We start from the raw sequence: 24,230 nt of genomic DNA, 5'->3' as shown, positions 1-24,230 counted from the left end.
CAAGGTGGCTTTGGGCAGGTGAATGGACTCAGTTGATATTGCAATGGCGCTGACCTTCGTGGTGATCGCGTCCACTGTCGTCCTGTACGCCGTCGAGCGGTACGCGATTGAAACAATAGCTCTCGGGTCCGTTTCCGCCTTCATTGTCATCTTTTCGGTATTTCCGGTCGAGAGACCGGACGGTTCGCTTATCACCACCGGCGACTTCCTGTCCGGCTTCTCAAACCCGGCGCTGATAACAGTCATCTGCCTCCTGATCATCGGTCAGGGACTGTTCCAGACCGACGCGCTCGAAGCACCGGCAAAGGCGATCGTCAAGATGACGCGCGGACGGTCGCTGCGGGCTGCGATCCCTGTTCTCCTGACTGTCGCGGCGCTCAGCGCATTCTTGAACAACACCCCTGTTGTGGTGATGTTTCTGCCGATCCTGACTGCTGTTGCCGCCACGGTCGGCCAGTCGCCGGCCCGTGTTCTGATGCCCCTGTCTTTCCTCGCGATCCTTGGCGGCATGACAACGTTGATCGGCTCGTCGACCAACCTGCTGGTAGCAAATTTCGCGGCGCAAAGTTCCGATCTCAAACTGACCTTTTTCAGCTTCACCCCAATCGGACTGATCATCGCCGGTGTTGGCTCGATCTATGTGCTGTTCATCATGCCGAAGCTGCTTCCGGTGCGCAAAACCATGGCGGAAGAGTTCCAGAGTTCCTCCGGCAAGCAGTTCATCGCCCAGATAGAAATCACCTATGGTCATCCGCTGGTGGGCGTGGAATCTGTATCCGGCATGTTCCCGCAATTGAAGGACATGACGGTGAGACTGGTTCAGCGAGGCCAGAAGCCAATCCTGCCCCCGTTTGAAAACGTGGTGCTCTCTCCCGGCGATACGGTGATCGTGGCGGCGACGCGTGCAGCCCTTGCCAATGCTCTGGCTCGCCGGCAGCCACTGATGGAAGCAGATTCAGATACCAGCAACTCCGGCCGCGAGGCTCAGGCACCTGCCGGCACGATCAGCCTGGCGGAAGTGGTGGTGGCCCCCGCGTCCCGGCTGATGGGACGCACCTTGCCCCAGTCGGGCTTTTACACCGACACCGGCTGTTTGGTGATGGGCATCCAGCGCCGCAGCCGCATGCCGCGCATGGCGATGAACGACATTCGCCTGGAAGCGGGTGACGTGCTTCTGGTGGCCGGCAGCGAAGAGGCGATCGCGCGCCTGCGCGGTAATCGCGACGTACTGCTGCTGGACTGGTCGATGGCCGAAGTGCCGCGCAAACGCTACGCGCCACGGGCACTTGTCATCTTCGCTCTTGTTGTCGCGCTGGCTGCCAGCGGCCTTGTTCCCATTGTCACCACCGCCGTGGCCGGGACCTTCGCCATGATTGTGTCGGGATGTCTCAACATCCGCCAGGCCATGCGCGCCATCGACAGCCGCATCTTCATGCTGGTGGGCGCCTCGCTTGCGGCTGCCGTTGCACTGGAGGGAACCGGCGGTGCGAATGCGATTGCCACCGGACTGGTTCATTTACTCGCCGGGGCATCACCGACCGTGATGCTGTCGGCCCTGTTCTTCATCGTGATGATCCTGACGAACTTCCTGTCGAACAACGCGGCTGCTGTCCTGTTCACACCGATTGCGATCAATCTGGCAAATCAGATCGGTGCGAGCCCCGAAGCCTTCGTCGTCTGCCTGATTATTGCGGCCAACTCGTCGTTTGCGACGCCGATCGGCTATCAGACCAACCTGATCGTGATGGGTCCGGGTCACTACAAGTTCAACGACTTTGTGCGGGCTGGCACACCGCTTGCGCTCATTTTATGGTTGACCTTCTCTCTGGTCGCGCCATGGTATTACGGACTATAGGACCGGGAATAGAGAACAAATCTAAAGGTTTCGCGGGACAAAACGGTGACACGGCACCCCACAGATCATCCGCAGTTCTACCTTACGGCGCCAGCGCCCTGCCCATATCTTGAGGGAAAACAAGAGCGCAAGGTCTTTACCCATCTTGTCGGCCATGGCGCTCCCGCCCTCAACGAGGTGCTGACGCAGGGCGGTTTCCGGCGCAGTCAGAATATCGCCTACCGCCCGGCCTGCGAACGGTGCCAGGCCTGCATCTCGGTTCGCGTCCGCGTCGACGATTTCAAGTGGAGCAAGTCGTTCAAGCGGGTCTGGAAATCCGGATCGGACATCGTCGGTGCCCGTCTGCCGCCCAGCCCGTCTGCCGAACAATACGATCTCTTCCGCGATTATCTTCAAGCCCGACACGAGAACGGCGGCATGACGGAAATGAGCGTCCTCGACTACGCAATGATGGTCGAAGACACACATGTCGAAACGATTGTCCTGGAGTATCGCCAACGCGGTCCGAACAGCTTCATCACCGGAGCCGGCGAAGGCCCGTTGTTGGGCGTTGCCCTTTCCGACCAACTCTCGGACGGGCTGTCGATGGTCTATTCCTTCTACGACCCCGACTACACCAAGACCCCGCTCGGCACCTACATGATCCTGGATCACATAGAGCGAGCCCGGAAAATGAACCTGCCCTACGTTTATCTTGGCTATTGGGTCAACGGCTCCCAGAAGATGGCCTACAAGGCCCGCTTCAAACCGCAGGAACATCTTGGCCCCAACGGCTGGCTCGTTGTCGACGCTGAGGCCTATCAAACGGAACCGCACTCAGAGGAATGACCGTGTGGAAGGCGGCGCACGCCTGCCCTCTCCTCTAAATTGCGGCAGCTCCCACCCCAACACCTCATCCTGAGGAAGCGCGTCAACGCTGTCTCGAAGGATGGGCGACACACTCTTGAGCAAGTGGCCCATCCTTCGAGACGGACCTGACGGTCCCCTCAGGATGAGGTTGGAAGGGGGTGCTGCGCTCGGGAAACGGCTGATAATTTTATCGACATCACCGAACTGCGACGAGAGCATTAAACCGTCGTGTTCCTAAGGAATAAACGAGCGGATCTGCCTGAAGACCGAGTGGAACATTTCCTCGGTGAGGCGGCCTGTGTTGGTGTTGTAGCGAGAGCAGTGATAACTGTCGAAAAGCGTCAGCCCCGTTCCGGGAAGCTCGTGCCGTGCGCCGTGGGCAAAGGCGAAAGATGCCCGACGCTGATCCAGGGCCGACAGAAATGTCTCATGCGCGATCCGGCCGAGAGCAAGCACAGCCTTGATCGACGGATTGGCATCCAGCGTCGACAAAAGATACGGGCGGCAGGTCTTGATTTCCGCGCCGGTTGGCTTGTTCTGCGGCGGCAGGCAGCGCACCGCGTTGGTGATCATCGCATCCTTCAACTGCAGACCGTCGTCCGGCCGGGCCTTATAGGTCCCTTCGGCAAAACCGAATTCGATCATGGTCTGGTAGAGGAGATCTCCCGCATAGTCCCCTGTAAAGGGGCGGCCCGTGCAGTTCGCCCCTTTCATGCCCGGAGCCAGGCCGATGATCAGAAGACGCGGCGCGTCGGCTCCGAATGACGGAACCGGCGCGTTGTGCCAGTCGGGATAGGCAGCTTTCAGCTCTTCACGCAGGGCAACAAGGCGGGGACAGGCCGGACAATCTGATGGGGGATCGACTGGCCCATGGTCTGCGATATAGTCGGACATTGCCCGATCAAGCCTCAGTAGTCGTCGTCCTCGTCGTCTTCATCGACTTGCGCGGGGGTCTGCGGTCGGGCAGGACGTTCGGACGGATCGCGGCCGATCTTGTTGGCAAGGCTGGCCAGATCGATGAAGTGGTCGGCCTGGCGACGCAGGTCGTCAGCGATCATCGGCGGCTGGGTCTTCAAGGTCGAAACCACGCTCACCTTGCGGCCCTTGCGCTGCAGCGCCTCAACCAGAGAGCGGAAATCGCCGTCGCCTGAGAACAGCACCACGTGATCAACGGACTCGACCAGTTCCATGGCATCGACGGCAAGTTCAATGTCCATGTTGCCTTTCACCTTGCGGCGGCCGGCACTGTCGACAAATTCCTTCACCGGTTTGGTGATGACCTTGTAGCCGTTATAGTCAAGCCAATCGATCAGCGGACGGATGGAGGAATACTCCTGATCTTCGATCAGTGCGGTGTAATAGTACGCCCGCAGGAGATACGCCTGTCCCTGGAACTCTTTCAGCAAACGTTTGTAGTCGATGTCAAAACCAATTGCCTTGGCCGTTGAGTACAAGTTCGCTCCATCAATGAACAAAGCAACTTTTTCTCGAGCGTCAAACATCTTATTTGAAACCTTTCCGAGTCATACACGTCGCTCTTGCAATTTGGCGTAGAAGGAACTGGCTTCCCGCGACCAATTCCACGCACACTCTATAAGGCGACGTATATTTTGCTGTAAGTTTACCGCGTATTCCGTGGCGTCACACAGCTTATCGTTTTGTTTTGTCAACGGCCTTCTGATTCTGAAAAGGGCCGTTACTAGTGGCCTACACCATAATATTGGAGTGCCGCAATGCAAAAGCGAGTAGCGTGCGCCAAATCAGGCAAAAAAACCGCGGATTCTTTGCCTATGCGTTCCGGTATCTGACCTCCTCCTCTCAAATTTGACAAGGGGTTGCTTTTTGGAAACGTGAACACTATACGCTGTTTCTTCAAGTTCCTTAAGCCTATGGAGACGTCGAATGGCGCGCGTGACCGTCGAGGACTGCATCGACAAGGTCGAAAACCGGTTTGAGCTGGTGCTGCTTGCTGCGCATCGCGCTCGCATGATCTCGAGCGGCTCGCCGCTGACCATTGACCGTGACAACGACAAGAACCCCGTTGTTGCGCTGCGCGAGATTGCCGAGCAGACCGTCAGCCCGGAAGACATGAAAGAGGACCTGATCCACTCGCTGCAGAAATATGTGGAAGTGGATGAGCCCGAGGCCGAAGCCGTGCCGATGGTTCCGTCCTCGAACCAGCATCAGATGACGCAGGTCAACAACGTTGACGACAGTGCGGTTGAATTCGACCGCATGTCGGAAGAAGACCTTCTGCGCGGCCTCGAAGGCCTCGTTCCGCCGGAGCGGACCGACGACGTCTGATTTGAGTTCACAAGTTCGTCTGAAGCGCGACGGGGTTTCCTCGGCGCTTCGGGCGATTTTTGTCTGTCCCGCTGATGTCTCAGCCGTTTGCCAGGGTCGGTTGCGGCCATGATGCGTCAATACGAACTCGTTGAACGAGTTACGCGCTACAATCCGGACGCCGACGAAGCCTTGCTCAACAAGGCTTACGTCTATGCCATGCAAAAGCATGGTACCCAGACGCGTGCGTCTGGCGACCCCTATTTCTCCCATCCGCTTGAAGTTGCCGCGATCCTCACCGACCTGCGCCTGGACGACGCCACCATTGCCGTTGCCTTGCTGCATGACACGATCGAGGACACCGACGCGACCCGGGCCGAGATCGACTCCCTGTTCGGCGAGGAAATCGGCAAGCTGGTCGAAGGCCTGACAAAGATCAAGCGCCTGGACCTGGTTTCCCAGAAGGCCAAGCAGGCAGAAAACTTCCGCAAGCTTCTGCTTGCGATTGCCGATGACGTCCGCGTACTTCTGGTCAAGCTGGCTGACCGTCTGCACAACATGCGCACGCTCCACCACATGCCGGAGCACAAGCGTGGGCGGATCGCGGAAGAAACGATGGAAATCTATGCGCCGCTCGCCGGACGCATGGGTATGCACGACATGCGCGAAGAGCTGGAAGACATTGCCTTCCATACGCTCAACCCCGAAGCTTATGAAACCATCACCGACCGTCTGGTCGATCTGCGCGAACGCAACCGCGATCTGATCCTGGACATCGAGACAACGCTGACCGAACGCCTTAGCGAACGGGGGATGGCCGCCCTCGTGAAAGGCCGAGAAAAACGCCCCTACTCCATCTTTCGCAAGATGCAGCGAAAGGCTATCGGCTTCGAGCAGCTGTCCGACATCTACGGGTTCCGCGTCACTGTCGGCACCGTGGAAGCCTGCTACCGCGTGCTGGGTGTCATTCACACGACCTGGCCGACCGTTCCCGGCCGGTTCAAGGACTATATCTCCACGCCCAAGCAGAACGACTACAAGTCGATCCACACCACGATTGTCGGACCGTCCCGCCAGCGTGTGGAACTGCAGATCCGGACCATTTCCATGGATCGGGTGGCCGAATACGGTATCGCCGCACATGCGCTTTACAAGGACGGGGAATTCGGCGGACGCAATATCGCCCGGCATACGGAAGACTGCCGCGCCTTCGAATGGCTGCGCCGCACGACCGAACTGCTGGCTCAGGGCGACACGCCGGAAGAATTCCTGGAAAACACCAAGCTGGAACTTTTCCATGACCAGGTTTTCTGCTTCAGCCCAAAGGGCCGTCTGATCGCCCTGCCCCGAGGCGCGACGCCGATCGATTTCGCCTATGCGGTTCATACCGGTATCGGCAACACATGTGTCGGCTGCAAGATCAACGGCAAGATCATGCCGCTGGTGACCGAGCTGCATAACGGCGACGAGGTCGAAATCATCCGTTCGCCCGCGCAGACCCCGCCACCGGCCTGGGAAGCGATTGCCGTTACCGGCAAGGCCCGCGCGGCAATCCGCCGCGCCACCAGGGAATCCGTGCGCAAGCAATATGGAGCCCTTGGCGAACATATTCTGAAGCGTGCATTCGCCAGAGCCGAAAAAGCCTATTCGGAAGACCTGCTGGAAGCGATCCTCGATCTCCTGCACCAGGCCAGCGTCGCCGACTTGCTGGCTGCCGTCGGACGCGGGGATCTTTCCGCCCAACTGGTTCTGAAATCGGCTCACCCGGACTATCAGGACGAGCGCGTTGCCATTTCCGGCCCGCCACTGGAAGAAGGCTGGTTCGGCCTGAAACAGGGCCATGGCCTGAAGTTCCGCATTCCGCCCGGCGAACTGGATGCAGACAAGGCAGCCGCCGGCGAGAGTGGAGAGCCTGAAGAAGGCCCGGCCCTTCCCATTCGCGGTCTGTCCGGTGACATCCCGGTTACTTTTGCTCCCGATGGCGGTGCTGTTCCCGGCGACCGTATCGTCGGCATCTTGACCCCGTCCGAAGGACTGACCATCTATCCAATACAATCGCCGTCCCTGAAGGAATTCGACGACCAGACGGAGCGCTGGGTCGACGTTCGCTGGGACATCGACGTCAACAATCCGGAACGGTTCCCAGCACGTCTGGACATTTCGGCTGCAAACGAACCTGGTTCCCTGGCAACCATCGCGCAGGTGATCGGCGAAAACAGCGGCAACATCGACAACGTCAAGATGATGCAGCGAGCCTCGGACTTCCATCAGATGATCATCGATCTTGAAGTCTGGGACCTGAAACACCTGAACAGGATCATAAATCAGCTGCGAACCAAGCCTAATGTTTCCAGCGTCAGCCGTGTGAACGGCTAGATTACAAACGGTAGCAGGCACATAAGGACAAGGCGGCTTGCCGGTGAGTGACACAGCCGCTTGACCATGGAAGGCCCGCCGCCGCCAAAGAATTTGAGGGGATCTGATAATGACACGCGATGAAGTTCTGGCCGTATTCCGCGAGGCCGGCGCCTTTCTGGAAGGTCACTTCATTCTGACCTCCGGACTGCGCAGCCCGGTATTTCTGCAGAAGGCCCGCGTGTTCATGTATCCGGACAAGACGGAAAAGCTCTGCAAGGCACTCGCCGACAAGATCCGCGCCTCCGGCCTGGGCCAGATCGACTACATCGTATCGCCGGCGCTCGGTGGTCTTATTCCGGGCTACGAAACCGCCCGCCATCTTGGCGTTCCCGCCATGTGGGTGGAGCGTGAGGACGGGGAGTTTCGACTGCGCCGCTTCGAAATGCCGCAAGGCGCCCGTGTCATTGTTGTAGAGGATATTGTCACGACCGGCCTATCGAGTCGGGAAACGGTAACCTCGTTGAAAGCTCTTGGTGCTGAAGTCCTCGGTGTTGCCTGCCTGATCGACCGCTCCGGCGGCGAGGCTGACGCCTCGGTTCCGGTGATTGCTCTGGCAGAATACAAGGTTCCGGCCTATGAACCTGACAACCTGCCGCCGGAACTTGCCGCCTTGCCAGCTGTCAAACCTGGCAGCCGCGGACTGAGCTGAACGATAAAAGACGGGAACGAACCTTAGACCATGCTGTTTCGCCGGAGAAATAGGCCAACACGGATTGAGCGACTGCGCGTTGCCGTCTGGCCCCGGAACAGCTGGGCGCGGTCGACCCGCTATTTCGGCAAGCGCGTCTTGCGCCTCACGGCGACACCCCACGCGATTGCCCTTGGCTTTGCCGCGGGCGCCTTCGCCTCATGCACACCTCTTGTCGGCTTCCATTTCCTGACCGCTTTCGCACTTGCCTACCTGGTGCGCGGCAACATGATAGCAGCAGCGCTTGGAACGTCCGTCGGCAATCCACTGACGTTCCCGTTCATTTGGGCCTTCACCTTCAAAATCGGACAGTGGATCATCCACGGGCGCGCTCCAAAGGCGGACCCGCATCAGGTTCACCAGCAGTTTCAGCAAGGTCTTTTCGAAAAATCTCTCGACGCGCTCTGGCCAATGCTCAAACCGATGTTCATCGGTGCGGTTCCTCTTGGATTGATCGTTGGAACGGTCTCCTATGTGGTCGTTTACAAGAGCGTCGAGGTCTACCAGCGCCGCCGCAGAAACAAGCTGGCCGACAAGGGCGCCGGCAAACATGGCCGTTTGTTCCCTGCCCCGGGCAACACTGTCGAAGAAGACGGCAGCGCTTGATTTTCGTGGACGACCTGTCCAACTAAGACCGGGACCAAGAACCCATCCCGCCGCAACCTGGAAAGCAAGGCCATGATCCTCGGAATTGGCAGCGATCTGATCGATATCCGCCGGATCGAGAAAACTCTCGAAAGATTCGGCGAGCGCTTTACCAACCGGGTCTTCACCGAAATCGAGCGGACAAAATCTGACAAACGCGCCGAGCGCGCCGCATCCTATGCAAAACGGTTTGCGGCCAAGGAAGCCTGCTCGAAGGCACTTGGCAGCGGCATTCGCATGGGGGTCGCCTGGCGGGAAATGGGCGTCGTCAACCTTCCTTCCGGCAAACCCACCATTGCCCTGACCGGTGGCGCTGCCGAACGATTGCAGGCAATGGCGCCTGCCGGTTTCAGGACCACCATTGATCTGACCATTACGGATGATTATCCGCTAGCACAGGCGTTTGTCGTCATTTCGGCGTGGCCGACCGACTGGCCCGAACCGCCAAGGGCGGATTCCCCCTGAAAGCCCAGCCTCAAGGGCCTTCCTCTCATTGCGTTGGCAGGCGCTAGCGGATAAGAGTCCGGCTGTACGCGGCGATGCAGACCAGAACGCCGGACAAATTTGATCAAGGGACAAAATGAGCGTGACGGAAAACAAGAAGGATAAGGACAGCGGCCTCGCCGAAACCATCAAGGTTGTTGTCCAGGCGCTGTTGCTTGCCCTGATCGTGCGAACATTCCTGTTCCAGCCGTTTAACATTCCATCCGGCTCGATGAAGGATACCTTGCTGATCGGCGACTATCTGTTCGTCTCCAAATTCAGCTATGGATATTCCCGCTATTCCTTCCCTTTCGGCCTGGGCCCGTTCAGCGGCCGCATCTGGTCTTCCGAACCGGAACGCGGTGACGTCGCTGTTTTCAAGCTGCCGACCGACACGTCCGTTGACTACATCAAGCGCGTGATCGGACTGCCTGGCGATACCATTCAGGTGATCGACGGCGTGGTGCATATCAATGGCGAACCGGTCAAACGCGAAAAGATCGATGATTTTATAGAACAGTCTCCATCCGGCATCGTACGCCGGGTTCCGCGCTATCGGGAAACCCTGCCGAACGGCGTTTCTTATGAAACCCTGGACCTGACGACACGCGGAGAGGTGGACAACACCCGCGAGTACAAGGTGCCCGAAGGCCATTACTTCATGATGGGCGACAACCGCGATAACTCCGTCGACAGCCGTTATCTGAACAGGGTCGGCTACGTTCCGTTCGAAAACTTCATGGGCCGTGCCGAAATCCTGTTCTTCTCCGTCAAGGACGGAACTCCTGCCTGGCATATCTGGTCCTGGCCGTGGAGCGTTCGCTGGGAACGGATTGGCCGGACACTCTAACCGGGGCTTTGGCGGAACGCCGCCGAAGCAGGCTGCATGAAAAGACAACTGCATCAACCAGGTCCGATTTCGGCCCTGAAAACGGCACTGCAATACGAGTTTCAGGACCTGGAACTCCTGCGGGTCGCGCTGACCCATGCCAGTGCCCTTGCACCGTCTGAAACAGTGTCGGGCAGTTATCAGCGTCTGGAGTTCCTTGGCGACCGGGTTCTCGGCCTCGTGATAGCTTCCATGCTGCACAAGCATTTTCCCAAGGCTGACGAAGGTGAGTTGGCGCGGCGCTTCAACCACATGGTCAAGCGCGAGACCTGCGCGGAAATCGCCCAGGAACTTGGTGTCGGCGATGCGATGCGCATCGGGCTTGCAGAAGCACAGACCGGGGGCCGGAAGAAAACCGCCCTGCTCGCCGATATTTGCGAGTCTGTCATTGCCGCGATTTACCTGGACGGCGGGTTTGAGGCAGCCGAAAGCTTCATTACGCGCCTTTGGGAGCCGCGTATGCTATCCTGGTCGGGTCCACTGCGCGACGCCAAGACAACGCTGCAGGAATGGGCACAATCGAAGAGCCTGCCGACACCGCGATATGATGTAACAGGCCGGGACGGACCGGACCACGCACCGAATTTCACCGTTTCGGTGACCGTTCAGGGGCTGCCGCCAGGCGAAGGCAAGGGTGGTTCCAAACGGATTGCGGAACAGAATGCGGCAGAGGCCGTATTGCGCCGGGAAGGCGTCTGGAAGGAATAAGACAGCTTGAACGAAAACACGACCAACGATGGTCCGATGGACGAAGATGACGACAACGGCTTTCAGGCCCCCACCGGCCGTTTCGACATGCCGCTGCCCGAGCCGCTGCCGGAGATGCCTGCTGATACCAAGGCGGGTTTCATTGCCCTGATAGGCGCGCCCAACGCCGGCAAATCGACGCTGATCAATCAACTTGTCGGTACCAAGGTCTCCATCGTTACCCACAAGGTGCAGACAACACGCACGATTGTGCGCGGCGTGGCCATGCACGGCGCGGCACAGCTGGTGTTCATCGACACGCCGGGCATCTTCAAACCCAAGCGCCGGCTCGATCGCGCCATGGTCGACACCGCCTGGGGCGGTGCGCGCGATGCCGATCTGATCGCGCTTCTGGTCGATGCCCGCAAAGGCCTGACCGAGGAAGTGGAAAACATCCTCAAGCGCCTGTCCAGCCAGCAGGCACCAAAGGTTCTGATCCTCAACAAGACCGATGTCGCCAAGCGTGAAAAACTTCTGCAGCTGGCGCAGAAAATCAACGAATTCGTGCCCTTTGAAGAAACCTTCATGGTATCGGCTCTGACCGGCGACGGCACCGAAACCATCCTGGACTATTTCGCGTCCAAGGTTCCGGACGGCCCCTGGCTCTTTCCGGAGGACCAGCCGTCGGACCTGCCCCTGCGTATTCTTGCGGCCGAAATCACCCGCGAAAAGCTGTTCGAGCGCCTGCATGAGGAACTGCCCTATATCTCCACCGTGGAGACGGAACAGTGGCAGGCCCGCAAGGACGGGTCGGCCCGGATCGAACAGACCATCTACGTGGAGCGGGACAGCCAGAAGTCCATCGTGCTCGGCAAACGCGGACAGACGATCAAGGCGATTTCACAGGCAGCGCGCGAAGAACTCTCGGAAATCATCGAAGCTCCCGTCCACCTGTTCCTGTTCGTGAAGGTTCGGGAGAACTGGGCCGACGATCCGGAGCGTTACCGGGAAATGGGACTGGAATTTCCGAAATAATTTGCGCGGATCGCCGAATCCGCCAAACTCCCGGCCTGACATGAAACGGGAAACGGCCCTTGGAATGGAGCGGACGCGGCGTGGTGCTGACCACCCGCAAACACGGCGAAAACGATGTCATTCTGGAGGCCATGACGCTGGATCATGGCCGCCACCTCGGTCTTGTCCGTGGTGGCCGCTCGCGGCGGCACCGGCCTGTTCTGCAGCCCGGCAACGAGCTCGCCCTCACCTGGAAGGCGCGCCTTTCCGACCATCTCGGTCAATTTCACATAGAGCCGGAAACCCTGCGGGCGGGTGACCTCATGACCAGCAGCCTCGGTCTGGCCGCGCTCCAGCATCTGGCCTTTCTGCTCCGTCTCCTGCCCGAACGCCACGCCTACCCGAGACTGTTCAATGCGCTAACGGTGGTTCTGGATCATCTGGAGGCTTCGGACGCGGCCGCCGCGCTTCTGGTCCGTTTCGAGCTTGAGGTATTGCGCGACCTCGGCATCGGTCTCGATCTTTCGTCCTGCGCCGCCACAGGCAGCAACGAAGACCTGGCTTACGTGTCGCCGAAATCCGCCCGTGCGGTCTGCCGGGAAGCCGGCACGCCCTATCATGACCGCCTGCTGCCCCTGCCCGGCTTTCTTCTTGAGGGGCAACGGCAGGCCGGCAGTGAGCTGACCTGGGCCGATGTCACCCAGGGGTTCGACCTGACAAGCTTTTTTCTGAACAGGTACCTGCAGGAACATGGCACCAGGGACGGAGGCACGCGCGCCCAGGTGCTGACCGCCCTTGAAAAGCGTTACCGAACCGAATTTCCCTGGAATTTCTGACCGTTCAAGGTCACATGCTAGTTTGACTCCGGCTGCTGCCGCTGCCACAGCGAACTACCCTCGCCTTTCGGAAGAAGGATCATCTCAACGACACCGGTAACTTCGTTCAGCGGTGCATATCCGATGTAATCCGTGTAACGGCTGTCGACCGAATTGTGCCGATTGTCGCCCATTACAAACAGATGACCGTCGGGCACGACATATTCTCTTGTCGTGTCCATTTCTCCTTGCGGATCGAGATCCAGAACTTCGTAACTTCTGCCGTTCGGCAAAGTTTCCCTGAATCGCGGAGCAGATATCTCTGAGCCGTCTCGACCCTCGTAGCGATAGTCTGCAAGGGCCTGACGTGGAACAGGCACATCATTGATCAGCACCACGCCGTCCTGAAGCCGTATGCGCTCGCCAGGCAAGCCGATGACCCTTTTCATATAATCGTTCGCTCTTTTGGCGGCGATAGTGAAAACGATTACGTCTCCGCGGACTGGCTCATAGTGCTCGCCCATTGAGGGGAAGATTTTTGTCGCAAGAACAACTTCATCGACCTCCAGGGTCGGACGCATGTTGCTTGAAAGATTGGAATAGGTTTTCAGGCGCAGCAGGTAAAAATCGTTCCAGGACACCGCGACCGCGACCGCGACCAGAACCAGCGCTACCAAACCGACCAAGAGCCAGCGAAAAGATTTGCGTTTGGAAGCCATGCCCCCCAGCAAAGGAACCACACGATTGGCAGTGCGGCTGAATAAACCTTTCAACGGTCTAAGGGACGGTGCTGATTCCTACAATCCTTTCCTGCAACCAAAGGTATTTAGACGACGCGCCTTCGTCCTGCCTGGGCAGCCTCCAAAGCAACCGGAGGGTCGTCTGATTGCATAGTGCCGCTGGAAAGGGTCATGCCCTTGGCAAACAGGCGTCCAATATCCGCTTCGGAAAGCGGCCTGGAAAACAGGTAGCCCTGCACTTCGCTTGTGCCGAGACTTTTTAGAACGGACAGTTCCTCTTCCGTTTCAACGCCTTCGACAACGCAGGCAATGCCCATGTCGCGGCTGAGGGCCAACAGCGACTTGACGATGCCATATCCGGCTGTATCCGGCCGAATTCCGTGGACGAAACTTCGATCGACCTTGATGCAGTCGAGGGGCAGCTTGTGAACATGGGAAAGGCTCGAATAACCGGTGCCGAAATCGTCGAGTGACAGACGGATCCCGGTTTCCTTCAAGGCCAGGATCGCCCGGCTCGCTTCCTTGAAATCCCACATCACGGAAGTTTCCGTCACTTCGCAATTCAGTCGCCCTGGCTCAAATCCGAAGCTCTCCAACAGGTCGAGTATCTCCTGCACGAAACCACGGGACGACAGGTTGCTTGCCGACAGGTTGAAAGACAGCTTCAGATCGGCTGGCCAGTGACGAGCGGCTTCAAGCGCCTTGCGCAACAAGACCAGCGTCAGCCTGTTGATCACTCCGCAATGTTCGGCAATGGGGATGAACTCACCTGGCGGCACATTGCCCAGCAACGGACTGTTCCAACGGGCAAGACATTCCACACCCGTAATCCGATTGTGTGCCACATCCACAATCGGTTGAAAGGCAACCGACAATTCGGCTTCAATATCCGCCGACTGCAGCGCCTGGGTAACTCTGGCGTGGGACAGCATCTGTTCGCTGTGGCGCGGTCCGAACACGGCAACCGGCTCGTTCCGATTAAGCTTTGCTTCCTGGAGAACGTAGACGGCGTGTTCCAGCAGGTCCGTCGGTGACAGAACGCTTTCATCCAGATGAGCTATACCGGCGGCATAGTTCAGCTTCATGCTGGCTTCCGGCAGTTGGCAACTCTCCGCAAACAGTTCGTCAAAGAAACTGCTGACGTCCGAAAAGGCAGCTTCGTCCCCAACGGCTAATAGAGCGAACTCGTCACCGGCAATCCGGGCCACGAACATTTGCGGTGCAAGTTTGGATTTCAGCCGCCGCACGACCTCAAGAAGGATCTGATCTCCGGTGTTGAGCCCATAGATGTTGTTGATGGCCCTGAGGCCTCCCAGATCGAATACACACAACGACAGCGGTTCCCCCGACAGGCGAGCCGACCTGAAGCTTTGGTCCAGTTCCAGAAGAAAGCAACGCCGGTTCGGCAGACCGGTCATGTGATCGTGGTTCGCGATGTAGTAGTTCAGATCACTCAGTTTCTGGGTTTCATCCTGCTTGTGTTCCAGTTCCTCGGAATGACGTTTCAGATCCCTACCCGTGCGGATCAGTTTGATGAAGCCGCGATAGTGGTTGTTCAGGATGAAGAAGGCCCCCATGGAAGCCGCTATTCCATAGAGCGCGAAATAGGTGAAGACATGCTCGCCTGCGATGGCAAAGTATATAAAATACAAGGTGTTGGCGCAGAAGGCGTTGATGAGGGCAACCGCGCGAAAATGGATCAGGCAGAAAAGCAGCACCAGATTGGCGACGGCAATCGTGAAGACCACCTGAACCTGCAGGTATGGCCCGCCATAGGGAAAAAGCGACAGAACCCAGATCGAGAAAATCGCAGGCGAAACCACCGCCAGGACCTTGGCCTGCTTCTGCCAGGCAAGAATTTCAGCGTGGCTCGGCGTTTCTTTCTGGCGCCTGCGAACCGTCACGATCCGCTGCACGGCGAAGGCGGTCACGAGTAGCGGCACCACAAGCGTCAGAGCGATCGGAGCAACCGACCAGTGCGTCACCGACAAACCCCAACCGCCAGCCAGGCTCATCATGTAGAGGAACGGTGTCTGGCGCTGGATGAACTGATATTGCGCAAGGGCAACGTCCGGGTCGCCACTATCACCAGCAACCCACGTTTTGAAAGCCGTCAAGGCCGACGTCAACCAGTTTGAACCCATTCAGGCATGTTCCAAAGTTTAACCCGGCATCGGTAAAATCCGCAGCCTTTCTTGGATTAATACCGCTCTCTCCTTGACATGACATTAAGGAAGCTTCGCAGTTTTCGATATTTTACTTCGAGTTTTTCTTTGAATGGACTTCTTGCTCGCACGCCTTCCGTACTCTCCTGCCCTCGCCTGTAGCGGATAGAAATTCACCCACAGACGTGTGAAATCCGTTGAAAATCCGCTGTTCCCGGCCATTCGAGGCAGTTAGCGAATTGCACCTCGTGCCTGAAACAGCTAGCAAGCAAGTATGGGAAAAGAGACGACACCGCCGCCAAGCGGCATTGAGAGCATCAATCTCAAGAATGCGCTGGAAGAGCGCTATCTGGCCTATGCACTGTCGACCATCATGCACCGGGCCTTGCCGGATGTGCGCGACGGTTTGAAACCCGTGCACAGGCGCCTGCTTTACGCAATGCGCCTTTTGAAACTGGACCCTGGGTCCGGCTTCAAGAAATGTGCCCGTGTTGTTGGTGACGTGATCGGTAAATACCACCCGCACGGCGACCAGGCAGTTTACGATGCCCTCGTTCGTCTCGCCCAGGACTTCGCGCAGCGCTATCCGCTGATCGACGGACAGGGCAACTTCGGCAACGTTGACGGCGATAACGCGGCTGCCATGCGTTACACCGAAGCGCGCATGACCGACACGGCCAAACGACTGCTGGACGGCCTGGACGAGAATGCCGTCGATTTTCGCGAGACCTATGACGGTGAGGACAAGGAGCCGATCGTTCTGCCGGGCGGTTTCCCGAACCTTCTCGGCAACGGTTCGTCGGGCATTGCCGTTGGCATGGCGACCTCCATTCCGCCGCACAATGCGTTCGAGCTCTGTGAAGCCTGCCAACACCTGATCAAGAACCCGAATGCGGAAACCGGCGAGCTGCTGGAGTACATCAAGGGCCCGGATTTCCCGACCGGCGGCCTTCTGGTGTCGGACCAGGGGTCCATTCGCGAGGCCTATGAAACCGGACGCGGCAGTTTCCGCGTTCGTGCCCGCTGGGAAGTGGAAGATCTCGGCCGCGGGCAATGGGCGATCGTCGTCACCGAGATCCCCTATCAGGTGCAGAAGTCGCGCCTGATCGAAAAGATCGCCGAACTGCTGACGGCGCGCAAGCTGCCGCTTCTGGACGATATCCGCGATGAATCTGCCGAAGACATCCGCATCGTCCTGGTGCCGCGTTCGCGCAATGTCGACGCAAATATCCTCATGGAATCCCTGTTCAAGCTGACGGACCTGGAAAACCGGTTCTCCTTGAACATGAATGTCCTTTCCATGGGCAAGGTGCCGATGGTCATGGGCCTGAAACAGGTCCTGCGCGAATGGCTCGATCACCGCAAGGAAGTGCTGATCCGCCGTTCCGAGTACCGTCTCGGCCAGATCAACCATCGTCTGGAAGTTCTGGAAGGCTATCTCGTCGCCTATCTGAACCTGGACGAGGTCATTCGCATCATCCGCGAAGAGGACGAACCCAAAGCCGAACTGATGCAGACTTTCGAGCTGTCGGACGTTCAGGCGGAAGCCATCCTCAACATGCGCCTGCGCTCCTTGCGCAAGCTTGAAGAAATGGAAATCCGCAAGGAACACGACAAGCTGTCGGCCGAGAAGGACGACCTGACCAAACTGCTCGGTTCCGATGCGCGTCAGTGGACCAAGATCTCCAAGGAAATTGCGGAAATCTCCAAGGTCTATGGCCCTGAAACCGAAATTGGCAAGCGCCGGACCGACAAGTCCGAAGCTCCGGAGACGGACCTGATCGACATCCAGCAGGCGATGATCGAAAAGGAACCGATCACTGTCATCATTTCCGAAAAGGGCTGGATCCGGGCGATGAAAGGTCACCAGACGGACCTTTCCGGTGTTGCGTTCAAGCAAGGCGACAAACTGAAACTGTCGCTGCATGCGGAGACGACGGACAAGATCCTGCTGTTCTCCACCGGAGGCAAGTTCTTCACGCTTGGTGCCGACCGCCTGCCTGGCGGACGCGGCCATGGCGAGCCGATACGTCTGATGGTGGAAATGGACGAAGCACAGGACGTGGTGAACGCCTTCGTTCACAAACCTGGCCGAAACCTGCTCCTGGCAACCACCGAAGCGCGTGGTTTTGTCGTCAGCGAGGACGACGTCGTTGCCAATACGCGCAAGGGCAAGCAGGTTCTCAACCTCAGCGCTCCGGCGGAAGCCTCGATCTGTGTCGAGGCATCGGGTGACCAGGTGGCCATCATCGGTGAAAACCGGAAACTGCTGGTATTCCCGATGGCACAGATCCCGCAAATGGGTCGCGGCCGCGGCGTGCGCCTGCAGCGCTACCGGGACGGCAACATCTCGGACATTCGGGTCTTCAAGGGCGAAGACGGCCTGACCTGGACCGATAGTTCCGGCCGCAGTTTTACCCGGACAGTGGAAGAGCTTGCGGACTGGCGCGGCGAACGCGGTCAGGCCGGTCGCCTGCCGCCCACGGGCTTCCCCCGGTCGAACAAGTTCGGGCCCAGCAAGCTTTAAGGCAAAACCCCCGGTCGTTTTCCGATCGGGCTAAGCCATGCTGGCGGCGCAAAGCTGCCGCCAGTGACCGGGTGTCATCCCGAATGTTCGCTTGAAGTGACGTGTCAGATGACTTTGATCCGCAAAGCCGCTGGCAAAGGCCGCGTCGGCAAGTGACGCTCCCTGATGCAGCTCGGTCTTGGCCTTCTCAAGACGCCGCATGACGAGATATCGGTGCGGGCTCGTTCCAAAGACCTTTCGAAACTGCCGCGACAGGGAAAACCTGTCCATCTGCGCCAGGTCCTCCAGTTCCTCCATGGCTATACGGTCTGCACAGCCCTCCCTCAGGTACTCGGCGCAGGCCTTGAGGGACGGCCAGTTCAATGAGGAGACACCTGCCATGCGGTCATCGGCATGACGAGCCAGGCAAGCTGCCAGATCCGCAATCAGGCAGTCGCGCCGGAAAGGACCCATTTCGTGATCGATATCGGTCAGGGCGTCCGCCAGATCTTTCCTGAAGCCTGCGTCGGAGATGACGGGTGAGCCGATAAACGGCAGGCGCGCGTTGCCCGAGGCAGCCAGGGTTTCACAAATCAGCTCCGGTGGAATGTAGATCATGCGGTAGCGGAGCCCGCGTTCAGTCCCTGCACCACCATCATGCAGCTCGTCCGGATGAATGACGATCACCTGCCCCGGCAGCGAAGCACGTTTCTCACCGCGATAACTGAAGGTCTGTACGCCGCTCATGGTCAATCCGATGGCGTAGGTGTCGTGCCGGTGAGGTGTAAAGCCGTTGCCGTGAAACCGGGCGTCAATGCGCTCGATCCCTTCTTCCGGTGGCGCTACATGGATCCTGTCCGCTTCCACTTCGCACAAACGTTCAAGACCACTCGGCTTCGGCTCCGCTAGGTCCTTGCTTTCGCCTTCAAGATGAAATCCCCGCGTGGAGTTGAAAGTCATGTTCGAAACCAAGTTCGTCGTTGTTGTCCGAGAAGATCTCGCTGTCTGGCAGAAGCTGAATGTGACTGCTTTCCTGTCAACCGGCGTTGCCGCTGCAAAGCCCGGCATAATCGGCGAACCCTATAGCGATGCGGCGACCAATGTCTATCACCCGATGAGTGTCCAGCCGATCATCGTCCTGAGTGCCGACGCGGAAACACTCGGCAAGATCCACAAGCGGACGCTGGACCGTTCAGTTCCGGCAAGTCTTTACATCGAGGAAATGTTCTCCACGGGCCATGACAGTGCGAACCGGGAGGTCTTTTCGCGCTTTGGCCCGGATGATGCGAAAGTGGTCGGCATTGCCTTTCATGCGGACAAGAAGGTCGCAGACAAAATTTCCAAGGGCGCGAAGATGCATGCCTGAACACCTTCAGACTTTGCAGGCCTCGAAAATTACCCCCTCCCGCCTTCTTCAAAAGTCGGATCAATCTTCACTCGACTGCGCATGTCTTTTCCGGGCACTGTGGGGCAAAGAAAACCCGGGAGGACTTATGATAGGGGCGTTCACGTTCAATACCAGTCAGCGCATCGTCTTCGAAAATGGAGCAGCTGCGAACCTGGCAAGCCACGCAGCTTCCTTTCTGGGGCCGCGCCCCTTTCTGGTAACGGATCCCGGCATTGTTTCCCTCGGCCTGCAGGCGTCCTGCGAGGCATCCCTGGTCGGAGCGGGACATGACATCGCCCGGTTCAGTGACGTCGTCGCCGATCCGCCGCGGTCCCTGGTCGATGCCGCCGTGGACGCGGCCCGTTCGCACGGCGCAACGTCGATTATCGGGTACGGTGGAGGTTCCTCCCTGGATGTCGCAAAGCTTGTTGCGCTGCTGCTGGGCAGCAACGAGGATCTGGACGAAGCCTGGGGCATCGGAAACGCCAAGGGGCCGCGACTGCCGCTGATCCTCGTTCCGACTACAGCAGGAACCGGCTCCGAGGTCACTCCGATCTCGATCATTACGGTCGGGGACGAGGAAAAGCGCGGCGTCGTTTCTCCCTTCCTTCTTCCCGATCTTGCGATCCTCGACCCGCTGCTCACACTTGGCCTGCCAGGCCCTGTCACTGCGGCAACGGGGATAGATGCCATGGTCCACGCGATCGAGGGATACGCCTCGAAATCCGTGAACAACAACCCCGTCTCCCGAACGCTTGCCGTTGAAGCCTTGAAGCTGCTTGGCGCCAACATTGAAAAGGCCGTGTTCACACCGGACGACAAGGACGCACGTGGTGCGATGTTGCTCGGCTCCATGCTTGCCGGCATGGCCTTTGCCAATTCACCGGTGGCCGCGGTTCATGCGCTTGCCTATCCCATCGGCGGCACGTTTCACGTCCCTCACGGGCTATCCAACGCGCTGGTTCTGCCACATGTCCTGAAGTTCAATAACGCTGTTGCTTCAGAAACTTATGCCGAGATTGCGCCAATTGTTTTCCCTGCACTTGCCGAGGTAAACGATGCCAGGACGCGCTCTGACCTGTTTGCAGACAACCTGGCAGACCTGGCTGCAAAACTGGGCCTTCAAACACGCCTGCGCGATGTCGGCATCAGCGAGACTGATCTGCCCAAAATGGCGAGCGACGCCATGAAGCAAACCCGCCTGCTGGTCAACAACCCGCGGGAGCTTGGCGAAACGGACGCGCTTGAAATCTACAGGGCGGCGTTATGAACATCACAGCTCATCCACAAGCGGCCAGACCGGAACCTTTAAACAGGTCCGAATTCAAAGCTTTTCAACATATCCCCACAAGGTGGATGGATGTGGACATCTACGGGCACGTCAACAACGTTCAGTATTTGAGCTTTTTCGATACGGCTGTTAACAGCTGGTACGTTGATAAGAAACTGCTCGACCCGCTAAAGAGCCCCGAGATCTTTCTGGTGGTGGAAACCGGCTGCCATTACTTCGCCGAACTAACCTTTCCCGCCATCATATCCGCAGGACTGAAGGTTGAAAAACTTGGCTCAACTTCTGTAATTTTCAGGGTTGGATTGTTTGCCGGCGAAAGCGAGACGACAGCAGCTCACGGCCGCTTTGTCCATGTCCACGTGGCCCGTGAAACACGCAGGCCCTGCCCTATTCCCGACTGGAAACGGGAAATCCTGGAAGGTTTGACGGCTTAGATCCCGGACAAGTCCGGCGAGCCGGTTACACTGCGAATGCTCACAGGCAATCCACGGGAAAAGTCCGGGATAGGCGTTTCCACTACCCACAGGCACTGCACAGCTCTTCCACACGTTATGCGCAAGCTTTCAACAGGTTGCGCACAGTCATGGAATTGTCACGCAGCGCCGCTGTGGATAGCGAAAATCAGCTGAAGTTCTTCATCAAGCGGGACTTTTCGCGCTGCCAATCGCGTTTCTTCTCAGTCTCGCGCTTGTCATGCAGCTTTTTACCCCGGGCAAGGGCCAATTCCAGCTTTGCCCGGCCCTGCTCATTGAAATAGAGCTTGAGCGGGACAATCGTCTTGCCGTCCTTCTGGACGGCACCAGCCAACTTGCCGATCTCGCGCTTGTGCAGCAGAAGTTTGCGCGGACGGCGCGGTTCGTGATTGAACCGATTGGCCTGCAGGTATTCCGGAATATAGACGTTGTAGATCCAGATCTCGCCCTTATGTTCGGCGGCGTAGGATTCTGCGATATTCGCCTTGCCGTTGCGCAGCGATTTGACCTCGGTGCCTTTCAGCTCGATGCCTGCTTCCAGGGTGTCTTCGATTTCGAAATTGAACCGGGCTTTCCGGTTGTCGGAAATGATTGTCCGCCCCGGATCGCCCCCTTTTCTCGGAGCCATTTTTTTCCTTCCGGCGCCAGCGCCTTGAAGTTCGGTTCGTCTCGAAAAGGCAAACAATCGAGACGAACGTCAGTTCCCGGCAGCCAGTGCCATTCCTTTTCCGGTCAGTTGATCAGCCCTGCGTGTGCCATTGCAGCTCGGATCTCGGCTTGTGCTGCTTCCGTCACCGGTAGAAGAGGCAGCCGCAGCTCTTCGTCCACCTTGCCAAGCAGGGAAAGCGCATATTTTGCACCGCCCGGGCTCGGTTCCAGGAACATGGCCCGGTGTAGCGGCGCAAGGCGGTCCTGATATTCCAGCGCCTTCTTGTAGTCACCGGCAAGCGTGGCAGCCTGGAACTCGGCACACAGGCGCGGTGCCACGTTTGCGGTTACCGAAATGCACCCGACACCACCATGAGCATTGAAAGCAAGTGCGGAGATATCTTCACCGGACAGCTGGACGAAATCCGGTCCACACAGATGGCGCTGACGGCTGGCCTTTGCCATGTCAGCCGTTGCATCCTTGACGCCCTTGATGTTCTCGCAGGTTTCAAACAGCTCTGCCATCGTTTCCGGCAGCATGTCGACAATCGACCGGCCAGGAATGTTGTAGATGAAGATCGGGATGCCAACGGCATCGTTGACGGCCTTGAAATGGGCCTTCATGCCAGCCTGGTTCGGCTTGTTGTAGTAAGGCGTCACGACCAGCAGGGCATTGGCGCCGGCCTTTTCGGCGTGTTGCGCGAAGTCGATTGCTTCGATCGTATTGTTGGAACCTGCGCCCGCCATGACAGGAACGCGGCCCGCGGCCGCTTCTACACACAGTTCGACAACGCGCTTGTGTTCATCATGGGTCAGCGTCGGGCTTTCGCCGGTCGTGCCCACGGGCACGAGACCGGAGGAACCTTCAGCGATCTGCCAGTCCACGAACTCCTGAAACCGTTTCTCATCGAGCGCTCCGTCCTTAAACGGGGTAATCAGCGCTGGAATTGAACCTTTAAACATCTCGGTTTCCTCTTGGATGACTGTCGTGGTTCCGACGGGCGGAAGGGCATCTGTTTCAGATGGAGGCGCAACATACTCATCTGCCGAACAAGGAGCAATGGTTCCAATGCTATAGAACTGCTGCTTTTCGACTTTTCTTGCCTTAACTGCGCTCTTCCAGCGACACCTGGCCTCATCTTTTCAATGCCTGATACGAAGTCTTCCTATTGGCACCCGCCCGCAATCCACTCTATCTTTGAAAAAAACAACTTTTGGATGGAAACGTTACGGGAGACACCCATGACTTCTGCGCCGCAAGAAGCGCTTGTCAGCTCCAGCACCGCCCCGATGCCCCCAGTAGTAGACTTTACCTGGAAAAGCCCGGATGGCCTTACCTTGTCAGGCTGCGAGTGGCCGTCTGCCAAACCGGCATCAGACGAGGCAGCGTCGCCAATTCCCGTTCTCTGCCTGCCGGGGCTTTCCAGAAATACGCGAGATTTCAATGAGATCGCGCGTTTCCTTCAAACTTGCGGCCACAGGGTCATCGCCCTCGACTACAGGGGACGAGGCAAGAGCGACTGGGATCCCGATTGGCGCAATTACGCCTTGACCGTTGAAGACAAGGACATCGATGCTGCCATTGCAGAACTTGGACTGGACCGTTTTGCCGTTCTTGGAACTTCACGGGGTGGCTTGCATGCCCTGGCAATGGGCTTGCGTTATCCCGCATCCCGAATGGCGGCCGTGATCTTCAATGACATTGGTCCGCATATCGAGATGCGCGCGATCCACCGGATCGCCGCAACACTCGGCCACCACATGAAATGCGCCTCCCATGAAGACGTCGCAGCCAACCTGGAACACACGCTCGGATATCAATTCCCTGCCTTCGGGAAGGCTGACTGGCTCAAGCTGGCCGGCCAGCTTGCGAGCGAGCAGGACGGACATGTGATGATGGACTACGACCCCGCCCTCGCCCATCAATTGGCAAGTCTCGATGATGCCACGCCCACACCCGACCTCTGGCCTCTTTACGAAAAGCTGACCGACAGACCGGTCCTGGTGCTTCGCGGCGAACATTCGGATCTGCTGAGCCCGGAAACATGTCGGCGCATGACGGACAACCACCCGAATGCCACAGCAAAAACCATTCCCGGCCAAGGGCATGCCCCTGTTCTGTGGGATGGCGAGACGCACAAGACGATTTCGGATTTTCTGAAAAGCGTTTGAATCTGGCGGCCACCTGGCCTTGTTCCGCTTAGCATTTCTGAGCTTCTGAGCTTCTGAGCTTCTGAGCTTCTGAGCTTCTGAGCTACCGCGACACTCTGTGCGTCGCATTTTACAGTACTTTTTATCCGACAAGACAAAAGAAAACCCGGCGTTTCCGCCGGGTTTTCCATCAAACCTCGAGTGAGGGTTGATTAGAAGGTACGCTGCATACGAACACCGAAG

Annotated in this window: 23 protein-coding genes; 16 read left to right on the top strand and 7 right to left on the bottom strand. The window is 58.1% G+C overall.

Features of this window, described 5'->3' with window-relative positions; genetic code table 11:
* Nucleotides 1–22 precede the first annotated feature (22 nt).
* Nucleotides 23–1,855, top strand: a complete 1,833-nt coding sequence (locus tag Q666_RS41850; protein WP_023003793.1) for an SLC13 family permease — start codon at nt 23–25, stop codon at nt 1,853–1,855.
* Between the two features lie 45 nt (nt 1,856–1,900).
* Entirely contained in the window at nt 1,901–2,683 is a 783-nt protein-coding gene (locus Q666_RS41845) for an arginyltransferase (RefSeq protein ID WP_023014479.1), read from the top strand.
* 255 nt (nt 2,684–2,938) lie between these two features.
* Here the strand turns inward: Q666_RS41845 and Q666_RS41840 are convergent, their stop codons facing one another.
* Complete coding sequence (locus Q666_RS41840; RefSeq protein ID WP_023003791.1) at nt 2,939–3,598, bottom strand: uracil-DNA glycosylase; 660 nt, start codon at nt 3,596–3,598, stop codon at nt 2,939–2,941.
* Between the two features lie 14 nt (nt 3,599–3,612).
* Nucleotides 3,613–4,206, bottom strand: coding sequence for an NYN domain-containing protein (locus tag Q666_RS41835; protein ID WP_023003790.1), 594 nt, complete (start codon nt 4,204–4,206; stop codon nt 3,613–3,615).
* A gap of 400 nt (nt 4,207–4,606) precedes the next feature.
* Between Q666_RS41835 and rpoZ the strand changes: the two genes are divergently transcribed.
* The 9 genes from rpoZ (at nt 4,607) to recO (ending at nt 12,647) form a co-directional block, all read left to right on the top strand.
* Nucleotides 4,607–5,008 carry a DNA-directed RNA polymerase subunit omega gene (rpoZ, locus tag Q666_RS41830; RefSeq protein ID WP_023003789.1) on the top strand — a complete coding sequence of 134 codons (402 nt, stop codon included), beginning with the start codon at nt 4,607–4,609 and terminating at the stop codon, nt 5,006–5,008.
* A gap of 108 nt (nt 5,009–5,116) precedes the next feature.
* A complete protein-coding gene (locus Q666_RS41825; RefSeq protein WP_023003788.1) occupies nt 5,117–7,363 on the top strand; it encodes a bifunctional (p)ppGpp synthetase/guanosine-3',5'-bis(diphosphate) 3'-pyrophosphohydrolase in 2,247 nt (748 codons plus the stop codon).
* A 109-nt stretch (nt 7,364–7,472) separates the two neighbouring features.
* Nucleotides 7,473–8,054: an orotate phosphoribosyltransferase gene (pyrE, locus tag Q666_RS41820; protein ID WP_023003787.1), complete on the top strand. Its 582-nt coding sequence runs from the start codon at nt 7,473–7,475 to the stop codon at nt 8,052–8,054.
* Between the two features lie 30 nt (nt 8,055–8,084).
* Nucleotides 8,085–8,699, top strand: a complete 615-nt coding sequence (locus Q666_RS41815; RefSeq protein WP_031270631.1) for a DUF2062 domain-containing protein — start codon at nt 8,085–8,087, stop codon at nt 8,697–8,699.
* A 72-nt stretch (nt 8,700–8,771) separates the two neighbouring features.
* On the top strand, nt 8,772–9,203 hold the full coding sequence (acpS, locus tag Q666_RS41810) for a holo-ACP synthase (protein WP_023003785.1): 432 nt from the start codon (nt 8,772–8,774) through the stop codon (nt 9,201–9,203).
* Nucleotides 9,204–9,318: 115 nt separating this feature from the next.
* Nucleotides 9,319–10,071 (top strand): signal peptidase I, encoded by a 753-nt coding sequence (gene lepB, locus Q666_RS41805; RefSeq protein ID WP_023003784.1) that lies wholly within the window; start codon nt 9,319–9,321, stop codon nt 10,069–10,071.
* Nucleotides 10,072–10,107: 36 nt separating this feature from the next.
* Nucleotides 10,108–10,818: a ribonuclease III gene (gene rnc / locus Q666_RS41800; RefSeq protein WP_023003783.1), complete on the top strand. Its 711-nt coding sequence runs from the start codon at nt 10,108–10,110 to the stop codon at nt 10,816–10,818.
* Between the two features lie 87 nt (nt 10,819–10,905).
* Entirely contained in the window at nt 10,906–11,832 is a 927-nt protein-coding gene (gene era / locus Q666_RS41795) for a GTPase Era (RefSeq protein WP_200863813.1), read from the top strand.
* Nucleotides 11,833–11,891: 59 nt separating this feature from the next.
* Nucleotides 11,892–12,647, top strand: coding sequence for a DNA repair protein RecO (recO, locus tag Q666_RS41790; protein ID WP_031270629.1), 756 nt, complete (start codon nt 11,892–11,894; stop codon nt 12,645–12,647).
* A 17-nt stretch (nt 12,648–12,664) separates the two neighbouring features.
* On the opposite strand, the gene lepB (Q666_RS64740) is transcribed toward recO, so the two are convergent.
* Nucleotides 12,665–13,345: a signal peptidase I gene (gene lepB, locus Q666_RS64740; protein WP_023003780.1), complete on the bottom strand. Its 681-nt coding sequence runs from the start codon at nt 13,343–13,345 to the stop codon at nt 12,665–12,667.
* Between the two features lie 107 nt (nt 13,346–13,452).
* Nucleotides 13,453–15,483, bottom strand: a complete 2,031-nt coding sequence (locus Q666_RS41785; RefSeq protein ID WP_161633289.1) for an EAL domain-containing protein — start codon at nt 15,481–15,483, stop codon at nt 13,453–13,455.
* 322 nt (nt 15,484–15,805) lie between these two features.
* Between Q666_RS41785 and parC the strand changes: the two genes are divergently transcribed.
* Entirely contained in the window at nt 15,806–18,058 is a 2,253-nt protein-coding gene (gene parC / locus Q666_RS41780) for a DNA topoisomerase IV subunit A (RefSeq protein ID WP_023003778.1), read from the top strand.
* Between the two features lie 30 nt (nt 18,059–18,088).
* Here parC and Q666_RS41775 read toward each other — a convergent pair whose 3' ends face one another.
* A complete protein-coding gene (locus Q666_RS41775) occupies nt 18,089–18,997 on the bottom strand; it encodes an AraC family transcriptional regulator (protein WP_023003777.1) in 909 nt (302 codons plus the stop codon).
* Between Q666_RS41775 and Q666_RS41770 the strand changes: the two genes are divergently transcribed.
* The 3 genes from Q666_RS41770 to Q666_RS41760 all read left to right on the top strand — a co-directional run bounded on the left by Q666_RS41770 (nt 18,996) and on the right by Q666_RS41760 (nt 21,149).
* Nucleotides 18,996–19,403, top strand: a complete 408-nt coding sequence (locus tag Q666_RS41770; protein ID WP_023003776.1) for a DUF2000 family protein — start codon at nt 18,996–18,998, stop codon at nt 19,401–19,403. The two genes, Q666_RS41775 and Q666_RS41770, sit on opposite strands and share 2 nt — an antisense overlap.
* A gap of 127 nt (nt 19,404–19,530) precedes the next feature.
* Complete coding sequence (locus tag Q666_RS41765; RefSeq protein ID WP_031270624.1) at nt 19,531–20,694, top strand: iron-containing alcohol dehydrogenase; 1,164 nt, start codon at nt 19,531–19,533, stop codon at nt 20,692–20,694.
* Nucleotides 20,691–21,149: a thioesterase family protein gene (locus tag Q666_RS41760; protein WP_051990088.1), complete on the top strand. Its 459-nt coding sequence runs from the start codon at nt 20,691–20,693 to the stop codon at nt 21,147–21,149. The genes Q666_RS41765 and Q666_RS41760 overlap by 4 nt, the downstream gene beginning before the upstream one ends.
* A 187-nt stretch (nt 21,150–21,336) precedes the next feature.
* Here the strand turns inward: Q666_RS41760 and smpB are convergent, their stop codons facing one another.
* Complete coding sequence (gene smpB, locus Q666_RS41755) at nt 21,337–21,816, bottom strand: SsrA-binding protein SmpB (protein WP_023003773.1); 480 nt, start codon at nt 21,814–21,816, stop codon at nt 21,337–21,339.
* A 104-nt stretch (nt 21,817–21,920) separates the two neighbouring features.
* The gene (gene dapA, locus Q666_RS41750) at nt 21,921–22,799 is read right to left on the bottom strand and encodes a 4-hydroxy-tetrahydrodipicolinate synthase (RefSeq protein WP_023003772.1); all 879 of its coding nucleotides are present in this window, start codon (nt 22,797–22,799) and stop codon (nt 21,921–21,923) included.
* 279 nt (nt 22,800–23,078) lie between these two features.
* Here dapA and Q666_RS0132960 point away from each other — a divergent pair, with 279 nt between their 5' ends.
* The gene (locus Q666_RS0132960; RefSeq protein ID WP_031270620.1) at nt 23,079–24,008 is read left to right on the top strand and encodes an alpha/beta hydrolase; all 930 of its coding nucleotides are present in this window, start codon (nt 23,079–23,081) and stop codon (nt 24,006–24,008) included.
* Nucleotides 24,009–24,230: the final 222 nt, after the last annotated feature.

This window comes from Labrenzia sp. C1B70, assembly GCF_000475395.1.
GTDB lineage: Bacteria > Pseudomonadota > Alphaproteobacteria > Rhizobiales > Stappiaceae > Roseibium > Roseibium algicola.
This window is presented reverse-complemented; position numbering and strand designations above follow the sequence as displayed.